The sequence below is a fragment of the Variovorax sp. CCNWLW186 genome, from assembly GCF_037203865.1.
In the GTDB taxonomy this organism is placed as follows: Bacteria; Pseudomonadota; Gammaproteobacteria; order Burkholderiales; family Burkholderiaceae_C; genus Variovorax.
In genome coordinates, this window is the sequence record NZ_JBBCBO010000005.1 from 152559 (window position 1) to 164315 (window position 11757).

Annotated in this window: 13 protein-coding genes; 5 read left to right on the forward strand and 8 right to left on the reverse strand. The window is 69.2% G+C overall.

Going from position 1 to position 11757, the window contains the following annotated elements; translation table 11 throughout:
• Positions 1–3: 3 nt before the first annotated feature.
• Positions 4–1599 carry an RNA polymerase factor sigma-54 gene (rpoN, locus tag V9K97_RS08445; protein ID WP_337317506.1) on the forward strand — a complete coding sequence of 532 codons (1596 nt, stop codon included), beginning with the start codon at positions 4–6 and terminating at the stop codon, positions 1597–1599.
• A gap of 27 nt (positions 1600–1626) precedes the next feature.
• On the opposite strand, the gene V9K97_RS08450 is transcribed toward rpoN, so the two are convergent.
• Positions 1627–2268 (reverse strand): LysE family translocator, encoded by a 642-nt coding sequence (locus V9K97_RS08450; protein ID WP_337317507.1) that lies wholly within the window; start codon positions 2266–2268, stop codon positions 1627–1629.
• Between the two features lie 103 nt (positions 2269–2371).
• Between V9K97_RS08450 and V9K97_RS08455 the strand changes: the two genes are divergently transcribed.
• Positions 2372–3622 carry a THUMP domain-containing class I SAM-dependent RNA methyltransferase gene (locus V9K97_RS08455; RefSeq protein ID WP_337317509.1) on the forward strand — a complete coding sequence of 417 codons (1251 nt, stop codon included), beginning with the start codon at positions 2372–2374 and terminating at the stop codon, positions 3620–3622.
• Between the two features lie 23 nt (positions 3623–3645).
• Here V9K97_RS08455 and V9K97_RS08460 read toward each other — a convergent pair whose 3' ends face one another.
• Positions 3646–4236: a surface-adhesin E family protein gene (locus V9K97_RS08460; protein ID WP_258503726.1), complete on the reverse strand. Its 591-nt coding sequence runs from the start codon at positions 4234–4236 to the stop codon at positions 3646–3648.
• Here V9K97_RS08460 and V9K97_RS08465 point away from each other — a divergent pair.
• The gene (locus tag V9K97_RS08465) at positions 4229–4633 is read left to right on the forward strand and encodes a putative toxin-antitoxin system toxin component, PIN family (protein WP_258503728.1); all 405 of its coding nucleotides are present in this window, start codon (positions 4229–4231) and stop codon (positions 4631–4633) included. The genes V9K97_RS08460 and V9K97_RS08465 overlap by 8 nt on opposite strands.
• 10 nt (positions 4634–4643) lie before the next feature.
• Here the strand turns inward: V9K97_RS08465 and V9K97_RS08470 are convergent, their stop codons facing one another.
• Both V9K97_RS08470 and V9K97_RS08475 read right to left on the reverse strand, forming a co-directional pair.
• On the reverse strand, positions 4644–5561 hold the full coding sequence (locus V9K97_RS08470) for a hypothetical protein (RefSeq protein WP_258503729.1): 918 nt from the start codon (positions 5559–5561) through the stop codon (positions 4644–4646).
• Positions 5558–7255, reverse strand: a complete 1698-nt coding sequence (locus tag V9K97_RS08475; RefSeq protein ID WP_337317511.1) for an FMN-binding glutamate synthase family protein — start codon at positions 7253–7255, stop codon at positions 5558–5560. The genes V9K97_RS08470 and V9K97_RS08475 overlap by 4 nt, the downstream gene beginning before the upstream one ends.
• 56 nt (positions 7256–7311) lie before the next feature.
• Here V9K97_RS08475 and V9K97_RS08480 point away from each other — a divergent pair, with 56 nt between their 5' ends.
• Positions 7312–8094, forward strand: coding sequence for a UPF0149 family protein (locus V9K97_RS08480; RefSeq protein WP_337296453.1), 783 nt, complete (start codon positions 7312–7314; stop codon positions 8092–8094).
• A 24-nt stretch (positions 8095–8118) separates the two neighbouring features.
• On the opposite strand, the gene V9K97_RS08485 is transcribed toward V9K97_RS08480, so the two are convergent.
• The 4 genes from V9K97_RS08485 to V9K97_RS08500 all read right to left on the reverse strand — a co-directional run bounded on the left by V9K97_RS08485 (position 8119) and on the right by V9K97_RS08500 (position 10127).
• The gene (locus tag V9K97_RS08485; protein WP_337296452.1) at positions 8119–8430 is read right to left on the reverse strand and encodes a GNAT family N-acetyltransferase; all 312 of its coding nucleotides are present in this window, start codon (positions 8428–8430) and stop codon (positions 8119–8121) included.
• Entirely contained in the window at positions 8427–8921 is a 495-nt protein-coding gene (locus V9K97_RS08490; protein WP_337317512.1) for a nuclear transport factor 2 family protein, read from the reverse strand. The genes V9K97_RS08485 and V9K97_RS08490 overlap by 4 nt, the downstream gene beginning before the upstream one ends.
• A 100-nt stretch (positions 8922–9021) precedes the next feature.
• On the reverse strand, positions 9022–9549 hold the full coding sequence (locus tag V9K97_RS08495) for a CinA family protein (RefSeq protein WP_337317514.1): 528 nt from the start codon (positions 9547–9549) through the stop codon (positions 9022–9024).
• Positions 9543–10127, reverse strand: a complete 585-nt coding sequence (locus V9K97_RS08500) for a phosphatidylglycerophosphatase A family protein (RefSeq protein ID WP_337317516.1) — start codon at positions 10125–10127, stop codon at positions 9543–9545. Before V9K97_RS08500 ends, V9K97_RS08495 begins: the two co-directional genes overlap by 7 nt.
• Before the next feature lie 135 nt (positions 10128–10262).
• On the opposite strand from V9K97_RS08500, the gene V9K97_RS08505 reads away from it, so the two are divergent.
• Complete coding sequence (locus V9K97_RS08505; protein ID WP_337317518.1) at positions 10263–11741, forward strand: MFS transporter; 1479 nt, start codon at positions 10263–10265, stop codon at positions 11739–11741.
• Positions 11742–11757 lie beyond the last annotated feature (16 nt).

An 11757-nucleotide genomic window follows, 5' to 3' on the forward strand; every position in this document is an offset into this window, starting at 1 on the left:
TCCATGAAGCAAGGGCTGTCCCTTCGCGTCTCGCAGCACCTGGCGCTCACGCCCCAGCTGCAGCAGTCGATCCGGCTGCTGCAGCTCTCCACGCTCGAACTGAGCCAGGAAGTGGAGCAGATGCTCGACGAAAACCCGTTCCTCGAACGCACCGCGGAAGAAGCGGCGCGCGAGGAATTCGGGCTCGACGCCGTCGACACCCCCGCTCCGCGCGATGAAGCGGCGGAGGCCGGCGAGGGCGACTTCGCTTCGCTGCCGGCCAGCAGCGCGACCGCCTCCACCGCCGAAACCAGCACCTCCGCCGCCGACGCCGACACCCCCGCTGCCGACATTGCCGAGCGCGAGCCCGACTGGGAAGGCGACGGCACCGTCGACATGGCGCCCGACGACAGCGAGTGGGGCGGCGATGCGCCCGCGCGGCAGAACAACCTCGGCGACGACGAGCGTGCCGACGCCACCGAACTCGCGCGCAGCCAGGAGTCGCTGCAATCCTTTCTGCACCGTCAGGCGCTCAGCCTGCGCCTGAACGAAAACGACAGCGCCGCGCTGCGCTTTCTGATCGAATCGCTCAACGACGACGGCTACCTCGAAGATTCGCTGCCCGCCCTGGCCTCGGGCCTTGCGGGCGACGACAACGACCAGTTCGACGAACTGGTCCACCACTTTCAGGTGGCGCTCGGCCTGCTGCAGAGCCTGGAGCCCGCCGGTGTTGGTGCGCGCGACCTGGGCGAATGCCTGAGCATTCAACTGCGCGCGCTGGCCGGCAAGGACGAGACCGAGGAACAGGCGCTGGTCCGCAAGACCGCCATAGCCATCTGCAAGCAGCCAATGGAGCTGCTCGCGCGGCGCGACTTCAAGCGCCTGGCCACGCTCACCCGCACCAACGAAGACCTGGTGCGCTCGGCGCTGCAGATCATTTCGCGCCTGGAGCCCAAGCCGGGCCGCCGTTTTGTCGACGTCGAGCGCAACATCGTGATTCCCGACGTCATCGTCACCAAGATCGGCCGCGGCACCAACGTCAAGTTCCGCGTCATGCTCAACCCCGAGGTGATGCCGCGCCTGCGCGTGCACGACATCTACGCCGGCGCGCTCAAGTCGCACAAGGGCGAGGGCAGCCAGGCGCTGTCGCAGCGGCTGCAGGAAGCGCGCTGGTTCATCAAGAACATCCAGCAGCGCTTCGACACCATCCTGCGCGTGAGCAATGCCATCGTCGAGCGGCAGAAGAGCTACTTCGTGCACGGCGAACTCGCCATGCGGCCGCTGGTGCTGCGCGAGATTGCCGACGAGCTCGGCCTGCATGAATCGACCATCTCGCGTGTGACCACGGCCAAGTACATGGCCACGCCGTTCGGCACGGTTGAGCTCAAGTATTTCTTCGGTTCGGCGCTCGGCACCGAAACCGGCGGCAACGCGTCGAGCACCGCCGTGCGCGCGCTGATCAAGCAGTTCGTGAGCTCCGAGAGCATCAAGAAGCCGCTGTCGGACAGCCAGATTTCCGAGATGCTGAAAGAGCAGGGCATCGAGTGCGCACGCCGCACGGTAGCCAAGTACCGCGAAGCGCTGCGCATCGCGCCGGCCAACCTGCGCAAGGCCTTGTAGGCCGAAGCTTGCCGGCCGGAGGGCCGCTCAGCCGCCCCGCGCGCCGGACAGCAGCTTGACGCCCAGCAGCACCATCACACCGCCCGCCGCACGGTCGATCCAGGCCTTGTAGCGCAGGTAGGCCGAACGCGGTGCCGCCGACGAGAGCGCCAGCGCGACGATCGAATACCAGCCCGTCTCGATGCAGAAGATCACGGCCGGCACCGCGAGCGCCAGCGCCAGTGGCACTTCACGCGGCAGAAACGCCGCGAAGATGCTGGCGTAGACCACTGCGGTCTTCGGGTTGCTGATTTGCGTGCCCATGCCGAGCAGGAACGCGCGCCATCCGTTGCCCCGGGTGCCGGGCGAACCCTCTTCCTGCGAAACGGCCAGCGGCTCGCGTGCGCCGCGCCAGATGCGGATGCCCAGGTACACGAGGTACGCCCCGCCGAGCAGCTTCACCCCCAGGTAGAGCGCGGGAACCGCGAGGAACGCAGCCTGCAGGCCCACGAGCGCGGCAACGGCGAACACGATGCCCCCGGCGCCCATGCCGAGCGCGGCGGCCAAACCGTCGCCGCGCGACGCCGACACAGCGGTGCGCGCGACCATGACGAAGCTCGGGCCGGGGCTCATGGCCCCGACGATCATCGCGCCCGCAATGCCCAGGAGGGGAACCGTGATGTCGTTCATGATTTCGGTGGCTGTACGTTGATTCGGGCCACTATATAGAGAAGCGCCGCGAGGGCGGCGACAATGGCATTCCCCCGCAGCCGATGACGATGGCGAACCCCTTGTGAACGATCTTTCCCTTTTCCTGCCTTGCGCCGCCGGCGTCGAGGAACTCCTGGCGCAGGAAGTCCATGCGCTCACCGGCCGCGTGGGGCAAGACCTGCTCACGCTGCGCGGCGGCGTGCGCGTGCGCGCCGAGTGGCGCGACATGCTCAAGCTCAACCTGCACAGTCGGCTGGCCCAGCGGGTGCTGGTGGAGCTGGCCCATGCGCCCTACCGCAGCGAAAACGACCTGTACGCCATCGCGAGCGGCGTGGCGTGGGAGATCTGGTTCACGCCCAAGCAAACCTTCAAGATCGAGACCACGGCGCAGCACAGCCCGCTGCAGAGCCTGAACTTTGCAACGCTGCGCATCAAGGACGCCATTGCCGACCGCTTTCGCGCCAAGGCCAACGGCGTGCGCCCGAGCATTGAAACGCAGTGGCCCGACTGCCGCGTGTTCGCCCACCTGACCACCGACCACTGCACGCTCTACATCGACACCTCGGGCGAGCCGCTCTTCAAGCGCGGCTGGCGGCAGGACAAGGGCGATGCGCCGCTGAAGGAAACCCTGGCCGCCGCCATGCTGGCCGCCAGCGGCTGGTGGAACCCCGAAACCGGCGCGGTGGCCGGCGAGCCGCTGTACGACCCCTGCTGCGGCAGCGGCACCATCGCCATCGAGGCGGCGCAAATTGCGCGCGGCATTCCGGCGGGGTGGCTGCGGCGCTTCGGCTTCGAGAAGCTGCTGCCGTTCCAGCCGCACGTGTGGGACGCAATCAAGAAGGAAGCCGAATCGGCGGCCACCCCCAAGGAAGTCGCCATCTTCGGCTCCGACGTTTCGCACCGCATGGTCGACTTTGCCGAGCGCAACGCGGAGCGCGCCGGTGTTGCCGATTCCATCAAGTTTCGCGGCGGCGACGCACTGCAGCGCATGCCGCCGGCCGAGGGCGGCGTGATCATGCTCAACCCGCCCTACGGCGAGCGGATCGAGGTGGGCGGCGTGGCGCGCTTCGGTGCCCGTGAGGCCGCGCAGACCTCCGGCCAGCGGGAGGGAGACGAGGGCGGCCAAGGTGGCGATGGCGGCGAGTTCTTTCCGCAGCTTGCGACGCACTGGAAGAAGAACTACGCCGGCTGGACCGCCTGGGTGCTCACGCCCGACCTGAAGCTGCCCAGGCAGATGCGGCTCAAGGAATCGCGCCGCGTGCCGATGTGGAACGGGCCCATCGAGTGCCGGCTGTTCCGCTTCGACATGGTGGCCGGCTCGGCCCGCAAGTAGCCTGGGGTCAGGCGGCGGGCAGGCTACTTCGTCGCGCCCACGCCGCACGCGGCGTTCACCGTCCGCACGGCCAGGTCGCCTGGCAGGCCGGCAAAGTTCATCGGACGGACGTCGGCTTCATCGAACTCGCGCACCGACAGCGGTGGCCCGACGAAGTTCGGCTGCCCGAAATAGGTGGCGCTCACATAGCGCGCCTTGCGCGCGTCACAGTCCACGCTCGCCTTCGCCGCGACGGACCGGAACTTCAGGCCGTCGTCGCCGGTGCGGGGCTCGGCCAGGCTGATCCGCACCGCCACCAGGCGCTTGCTTCCTTCCACCACCACGCTGGTGGGGTCGACCTGCACATAGGTGTTGCCCGCTTCCCCGGCCGAACCGGTCAGGGTGAGCCATTCCGCATGGGCGAGCGGACTGGCGCAGAGGGCGAGCAGCAGGAAAATTCGTTTCATGGTCAGGGGTTGAAGGACGCGGCGCACGGGGTCGGGGAGCAGATTGTGAATGGACTGCGTCGTTTGCGTTTGCGATAGCGCATGGTGCAACATCGGGGTTATTCCAAACGCACAAATTTCCATTTCTCCGGCAGCAGCAAACGCCGCGCCCGACGCCTTCGTGGTCATCGACACCAACATCGCGCTCGACCTGCTGGTGTTCGACAACCCCGATTGCCTGCCGCTGGCCGCCGCGCTTGCCGCAAGCGAGTTGCGCTGGCTGGCCACCGCCTCCATGCGCGACGAGCTCGAGCGGGTGCTCGGCTACCCCCTCATCGCAGCCCGCCTGGCGCGCGGCAACCTGGCGCCGCAAGGCGTTCTGGCGGCGTTCGATGCCCGCGTGCAGCTGGTTGCCGAGACGCCGCCGCGCGCCCCCTGCGTCTGCAAGGACCCGGACGACCAGGTCTTCATCGACCTGGCGGTCGCCCGGCGCGCACGGCTGCTCAGCAAGGACCAGGCCGTGCTGACGATGCGCAAGCGGCTCGCTGCGCAAGGCGTGGTGGTGCAAGCGGTGCTGGCGTTCTAGCCGGCCAAGGCTAGCGGTTGGTCGAAGCCGCCCCGGCCCCGTGCCATCGCCCCAGGAGTCGTGCCACCGCGCGCACGCGCTGCGTGTCGCGGCCCCATCGGCGGCTGGCGGGCAGGCGCTGCGCCCATTTCATGCGCCGGGCCGCCTCGGCGATGCGCCCGCGGACTTCATCGCTCACCTCGGCCAGCGCGGCGTGCCAGTGCACGCCCGCGGCTTCGGGCGCCGCGGCCTCGAGCATCATGGCCGTGGAGTGCAGGTAGCTCAGCCAGTCGCGCGCCTGGCACTCGGCCAGCGTCATGACTTCGGAGGGGTCGTCCTCGAAGTCGATGTAGCCGATGACTCCGTCGGGGCACTGCACCAGGTTGCGGTCGAAAGCCTGGCTCAGGTGCTGGCCGTGCACATGCACCCTGGCAATGGCGGCCAGCCCCTCGCGCCACACGGCCAGCAGCGCCGCCGGCCCCGCCGCCGCGGCCTGGTCCAGCTTTTCCTGCAGCACCACGGTGTTGCGGCCGCTCTCGCCCAGGTCGGAAATCAGCAGGCCGTCCGGTTGCTGCGCCAGCACCGCGGGCACGCGCAGGCCCGCCGCCGCCAACTGCCGCAGGCGCCGGGCCTCGGTGGCAATGGCCGCTTCGCCGCCCGGATTGGGCACCGGCTTGATGATGTCCAGCCGCGCCATGCGCGCGACCGCCGCCATCACGCGGTAGCCCCACTTGCCGTGGCGCGGGCCGGCCTTCTTGAGCCACACGCGCTCGCTGCCCAGGCGGTGGCTGGCGACGTTCTTCTGCTGTTTGGGCAAGGCGGCGCGCAGAAACTCGGCGTAGTCGCCCGGCCCCGGCACGAATGGCTGGGCATCCAGCGGCGCCGGCGCCGAGGCCGCACCCTTGGCGCTTTGCAATCGCGCCGACCCGCCGCGTCGCAACGGGTTCATGCGGCGAGCGCGAGACTCGACACCAGGCCGTGCGGCCCCTGTGTCACGGGCTGGAAGCTCTCGGCGCTGGCCAGAGGCCAGTAGGTTCGGAACACGTTGTGCTGCTTGTCGAGCGGGCCGAGCAGGGCGCCCGGCTGCACCTGCATGACCAGGTTGCTCAAGAGCCGCACCTCGGTGTCGGAGATGCGCCGCACGATGTGGTGCGCGGTGATCTGCTGCGGGTGGTCCAGGCCCGCGGCCTGCACCAGCTCCTGCAGCGCATGCAGGGTGCTGCGGTGGAAGTTGCGAACCCGCTCGGCCTTGGTGGGCACCACCAGCGCCTGCTGGCGCACCGGGTCTTGCGTGGTCACGCCGGTGGGGCAGTGGCCGGTGTGGCAGCTCTGCGCCTGGATGCAGCCCAGCGCCATCATGAAGCCGCGCGCCGCATTGCACCAGTCGGCACCCAGCGCCATCATGCGCGCCACGTCGAAGGCCGTGATCACCTTGCCGGCGCAGCCCAGCTTGATGCGGTGGCGCAGGTTCACGCCGATGAGCGTGTTGTGCACCAGCAGCAGGCCTTCCTGCAGCGGCGCGCCCACGTGGTCGCTGAACTCCACCGGCGCGGCGCCCGTGCCGCCCTCGGCGCCGTCCACCACGATGAAGTCGGGCGTGATGCCGGTCGCCTGCATGGCCTTGACGATGGCGAACCACTCCCACGGATGACCCAGGCAGAACTTGAAGCCCGTGGGCTTGCCGCCCGAAAGCTCGCGCAGCCTGGCGATGAAATGCATCATCTCGATGGGCGTGCCGAATGCGCTGTGCGACGAGGGCGAGATGCAGTCCACGCCCACCCGCACGCCGCGCGCGGCCGCGATCTCGGGCGTGACCTTGGGGGCAGGAAGCACACCGCCATGGCCGGGCTTGGCGCCCTGGCTCAGCTTGATTTCGATCATCTTCACCTGCGGATCGCGCGCATTGGCGCTGAAGCGCTCGGCGTTGAAGGTGCCGTCGTCGTTGCGGCAGCCGAAGTAGCCCGAGCCGATTTCCCAGATCAGGTCGCCGCCATGCACGCGGTGGTGCTGCGAAATGGAGCCCTCGCCGGTGTCATGCGCAAAGCCGCCCATCTTGGCGCCCTGGTTGAGGGCGAGGATGGCATTGGCCGACAGCGCGCCGAAGCTCATGGCGGAAATATTGAACACGCTGGCGCTGTAGGGCTGTGTGCAGACTTGGGCGGGGTTTGCCTCGGCCGGCTGCGGCGTGCCGCCGATCACGATGCGGAAGTCGTGGTTGTCGAGCTTGGTCGGCTGCATCGAGTGGTTGATCCACTCGTAGCCCGCAATGGTCACGTTCAGCTGCGTGCCGAAGGGCCGGTTGTCGGGGTCGCCCTTGGCGCGCTGGTACACCAGCGAGCGCTGGGCGCGCGAGAACGGCGCGGCCTCGGAGTCGCTCTCGATGAAGTACTGCCGCATTTCCGGCCGGATGAATTCGAGCAGAAAGCGCAAATGGCCGATGACCGGGTAGTTGCGCAGGATCGCGTGGCGCGTCTGCCGCAAGTCGTGCACGCCGGTGGCGCTGAGCGCGCCGAAAACCACCAGCGCCACCCAGGCGAACCACAGGTGCGGGGACACCAGCACGGCGGCCAGGCTGGCGACAAGGCCCGCCACGCACAGTGCAAAGGCGCTGTAACGCGTCGGAAACGGAATAATCGTGGACATGGGGTGAAATGACTGCCGGAGCCTGCTGCATCATAGAGGGCTGCCCGGAACTTGCCATGACCAACACCAACGACACTCCCCAGGCCGCAGCGCCCGCTTCCGCCCCCCTCGGCCCCGACGATTTCGACGCCCTCGATCAGGCGCTGGACGCCATGCGCGAGCACGACGAGGAAATTCCCCAGTGGGAGTTCTGCGAAGGCTTCATGGCCGCGCTGATCTGCACCCGCCGCCCCATCGAACCTTCCGAATACTGGCCCGTGCTGCTGGGCGACGGCTTCGTGCCCGCGCAGCACATGGAATTCGTCTGGAACTGGAAGCGCCGCTGGCTCGAAATCGAGCAAGGCCTGGATGCCGACGTAGAGTCGCTCGAGGACGAGCGCAGCTGGCAGCCCGAGGTGCTCGACACCCGCGGCGCCATCGCCTCGCTGCCCGAGGAAGAGCGCGCCGAGATCGAGGGCGAGGAAATCCCCTCGTTCGCCCAGGTGTGGGCGCTGGGTTTCATGTACGCGGTCGAGAACTGGCCCGAAGACTGGGCCGCGCCGCGCGACAAGGAAGCCGCGCAGATGCTGAACGACGCGCTCGACAACATCGTTGCGCTCACCGAGGACGACAAGGCCAAGCCCACGCTCTCGATGTACAGCGACGATGCCCCGCCCAGCGTGAGCCAGCAGCGGCTGGACGACTTCGGCGCCGCCATCTGGGCCGTGTACGACCTGCGCCAGCTCTGGAAGAGCCTGGGGCCGAAGGTCGAGACCATCCGTAAGGAAGCGGAGCCGGGCCGCAACGACCCGTGCCCCTGCGGCAGCGGCAAGAAGTACAAGAAGTGCCACGGCGCCTGACCCAGGCGCCGCCGCACGCCGCCTTCAGATCTTGAAAGCGCGCTGGACGTCCGCCCGCACCAGGTCCGCGTATTCGCGGTGCTTGCGGATGTAGCCGGCAATGAACTGGCACACCGGAATCACGTGCAGGCCCTTGGCGCGCGCCTCATCGAGCACATGCCGCGCAATGCCCGAGCCCACGCCCTTGCCCTCGTGCTCGGGCAGCACCTCGGTGTGGGTGAACATGATGGCGTCGGTCAGCAGGTTGTATTCGGCGTAGGCCGCAAGCTGGCCCTCGAGCGCGGCTTCGTAGCGGTGCTGGGCTTCGTTGTTGGTGATGGCGAGGTTGTTGCTCATGGTTGGCGTGCGAGATAGGTGGCGAGATTGGTGGCTGCGGTGGCGCGCACTTTCTTGCGCAGCATCGGCGTCCAGCCGAGAAGGAGCCCGGGTGCGCCCAGCGCCTGGCGCGACCAGGCCCAGAAATTGAAGCTGTCGCGGTGAGTGGCAATCAGCCCGTCGGGCGTGAAGCCGAAGCGCGCGTCGATGCTGTTGTCGACCAGCCGGCCGGTGGCGCTGAAGCGGTAGTGCGCGTCCCAGTGCGCCTGGCCGCTGGTGTCGTCGGCATGCACGTCGCGCCACGTCAGCTTCCACACGTCGGCGCCGCCGGCCTTGGTTGCGCTGCAAAGCATGCGCCACATGCCGCCCACCTGCTGGCGCCCGCGCAATGAAAAGGCTTCGTCGTCGAATTGCGCATCGCTTGCATAGCAGGCGGCCATGGTGGCGGCGTCCAGCCGCGAGAACGCCTCGTAGAAGCGCTCGATGGTCTGGGCATTGGCTGCTGCTGTCATTGAGTGTCTTTCTTATGGATGACGTGCGATGGCTGCGTGGCCGAAATGCGGCGCAGCGCGAAATCATAGACGGCGCGGCATTCGCGGCGCGCGTTCTGGTCTACGGGCCGAGCAGGCCGGCCAGCGTTTGCAGCGCGTAGTGCACCGTGGCCGCGCGCACCGCGGCGCGGTCGCCGTCGAAGCGGCGCCGCTCGGTGCGCTCCTGCCCGTCGACCGACCAGCCGAACCACACGGTGCCCACCGGCTTGTCGGGGCTGCCGCCGGTCGGGCCGGCCACGCCAGTCACGGCCACCGCCACGCGTGCGGCCGAATGCGCGATGGCGCCCGCGGCCATGGCACGCGCCACGGGTTCGCTGACTGCGCCGTGGGCTTCGATCAGCGCGGCATCGACGCCCAGCAATTCGGTCTTGGCCGCGTTCGAGTAGGTGACAAAGCCGCGCTCGAACCAAGTGCTGGAGCCCGCCAGTTCGGTGCAGGCGCCGGCGATGAGCCCACCGGTGCAGCTTTCGGCCGTGGCGAGCATCCAGCCTTTTTTCAGCAGCAGCCCGGCCGTGGCGGTGACGAGGGCGGGCGTGTCCAGGTCGGCAAGAAAGTTGGAGGGGGCCGAGGGTTCCATCGAGTTCACCATGCGCGCCAGAGCGCAATGACCAGCAGCGTGCAAAACGCCGCCACCAGGTCGTCGAGGATGATGCCGAAGCCCGCGCGCCACCAGCGCACCTCGGCGGCATCGCGCTGCTTGAACAGCCCGTCCGCCCAGGCCACTGGCCCCGGCTTGGCGGCATCGAAGAAGCGGAACAGCCCGAACGCCACCGCCTGCGCGACGAGGCCGGCCGGCGTAACCAGCCAGAGCACGATCCAGAAGGCGACCACTTCGTCCCACACGATGCTGCCCGGGTCCGCCACGCCCATGTGGCGCGCCGTCACGCTGCAGGCCCACCAGCCGATGGGCAGCGAAGCGAGGATCACCCAGCCGATGGTGGCCGGCGTGAACCACAGCTGCATGACCACGAAGGCCGCCCAGGCCCAGAGCGTGCCGACCGTGCCCGGTGCCACGCGCGGCAGCCCGGAGCCGAAACCCAGGGCAATGAAGTGCGCAGGGTGCGAGAGCAGGAAGGCCTTGGTCGGCCGGCCGGGCGCTCCCACCGAAATGGGGCCGGACGATGAAGGGGACGAGGAAGAAGAAGGAGGCGGAGGAACGGCTTGCATCACGGCGAAGTGTCGCGCATCCGCGGGCCGGCTTAAGCCCTCTATTTATCAAAGCCTTATCTTGTTTAATTGATTGGCGCGGCCTAGTATCGGGCCTCTTTCGACATTCGCCTCCTTTGCCGGGGCGCCGCCCCCATGCCTGCCGCACCCGCCGCACCCAGCTCCGCCGCCGATTCCGCTTCGCCGGTTTCCGATCCCTCCACTGCCGCGTGGGGCGACCTGTTCCGGGGCCGCAACGGCTGGCGCGCCGTTGCGCTGACGGGCGGCGTGGCGCTGCATGCGGTCAATGTGCACATCGTGACCACGGTGCTGCCCTCGGTGGTCGCCGAAATCGGCGGGCTCGACTGGTATGCCTGGAGCACCACGCTCTTCGTGGTCGGGTCGATCGTCGGCGCCACGCTCTCGGTGCGCCTGCTCGCCGCGTTGGGGCCGCGCGGTGCATGCCTTGCGGCGCTGGCGGCATTCACCGCCGGGTCGATCGGCTGCGCGCTGGCGCCGACCATGCCGTGGCTGCTCGCGGGCCGCACGGTGCAGGGGGTGGGCGGCGGCCTGCTGGCCGCGCTGAGCTATGGGCTGATCCAGCTGGTGTTCGCGCCGCGGCTGTGGTCTCGCGCGGTGGCGCTGGTGTCGGGCATGTGGGGCGTGGCCACGCTTTGCGGCCCGGCGGTCGGCGGCCTGTTCGCACAGGCGGGGCACTGGCGCTGGGCGTTCTGGTCGCTGTTGCCGCTGGCGGCGCTGCAAGCGCTTTTGGTCGCGGTGCAGTTGCGGCCCGCTGCGGGCGTGCGGCATGTGCGCCCCGCCGGCACGCCGCGCATCCCCGCATTGCAGATCGGCTTGCTGGCGGCGTCGGTGCTGCTGATCGCGGCGAGCGAGTTCGCGCCCGTGCTGGCTTGGCAGGCCGTCGGCGTGGCGGCGGGGCTCGGGCTCGGCGTCGCCGCCACCCGGGTGGACGGGCGCGTCGCGGTGCGGTTGCTGCCGACCGGCGCCTATGCGGTGCGCGCGCCGATGGGCGCCATCTATGCCGGCGTGGTGCTGCTGATGATCGGCACCACCACCGAAATCTTCGTGCCGTACTTCCTGCAGTTGCTGCACGGGCATTCGCCGTTGCTGGCGGGCTACCTCACCGCGGCCATGGCAGGCGGCTGGAGCGCGGGTTCGCTGCTGTCGTCGGGGCGCAGCGGCGCTGGCGTCGACCGCATGCTGCGCGCGGGGCCGGTGGCTTGCGCGCTGGGCCTGGCTGCGCTGGCCGTGCTGATGCCGGCGCATGGCCGCCTTGCCGCGGGTGCCGAAACACTGCTGGTCGCCATCGCCTTGGGCGCTGTCGGGCTGGGCGTGGGCATCGGCTGGCCGCACCTGGTCACGCGCGTGATGTCGCTCGCGCCGGCGGGGCAGGAAGGCCTGGCCTCCGCCTCCATCACGACCGTGCAGCTCTACGGCATGGCCGTGGGCGCGGCGGTTGCGGGGCTGGTGGCAAACGCGGCCGGCCTCACCGCTCCGGGCGGCGTGGCGGGTGCGCGCTCGGCTGCCTTCTGGCTGTTCGCGAGCTTCGCGCTCGCACCGGCGCTCGCGGCATGGCTCGTCGCCCGCTTCGCGACCGCCGCACGCAGTCGATGAGCGCGCGCGGCGCGGC

Bases quoted from the DNA above. Each gene is read 5' to 3' on its own strand.
- rpoN (WP_337317506.1), top strand. From the start codon at position 4: ATGAAGCAAGGGCTGTCCCTTCGCGTCTCGCAGCACCTGGCGCTCACG.
- V9K97_RS08460 (WP_258503726.1), bottom strand. From the start codon at position 4,236: ATGACCACGAAGGCGTCGGGCGCGGCGTTTGCTGCTGCCGGAGAAATG.
- V9K97_RS08490 (WP_337317512.1), bottom strand. From the start codon at position 8,921: ATGACAGCAGCAGCCAATGCCCAGACCATCGAGCGCTTCTACGAGGCG.
- V9K97_RS08505 (WP_337317518.1), top strand. From the start codon at position 10,263: ATGCCTGCCGCACCCGCCGCACCCAGCTCCGCCGCCGATTCCGCTTCG.
- V9K97_RS08500 (WP_337317516.1), bottom strand. From the start codon at position 10,127: ATGCAAGCCGTTCCTCCGCCTCCTTCTTCTTCCTCGTCCCCTTCATCG.
- V9K97_RS08495 (WP_337317514.1), bottom strand. From the start codon at position 9,549: ATGGTGAACTCGATGGAACCCTCGGCCCCCTCCAACTTTCTTGCCGAC.
- V9K97_RS08470 (WP_258503729.1), bottom strand. From the start codon at position 5,561: ATGAACCCGTTGCGACGCGGCGGGTCGGCGCGATTGCAAAGCGCCAAG.
- V9K97_RS08475 (WP_337317511.1), bottom strand. From the start codon at position 7,255: ATGTCCACGATTATTCCGTTTCCGACGCGTTACAGCGCCTTTGCACTG.
- V9K97_RS08480 (WP_337296453.1), top strand. From the start codon at position 7,312: ATGACCAACACCAACGACACTCCCCAGGCCGCAGCGCCCGCTTCCGCC.
- V9K97_RS08485 (WP_337296452.1), bottom strand. From the start codon at position 8,430: ATGAGCAACAACCTCGCCATCACCAACAACGAAGCCCAGCACCGCTAC.
- V9K97_RS08450 (WP_337317507.1), bottom strand. From the start codon at position 2,268: ATGAACGACATCACGGTTCCCCTCCTGGGCATTGCGGGCGCGATGATC.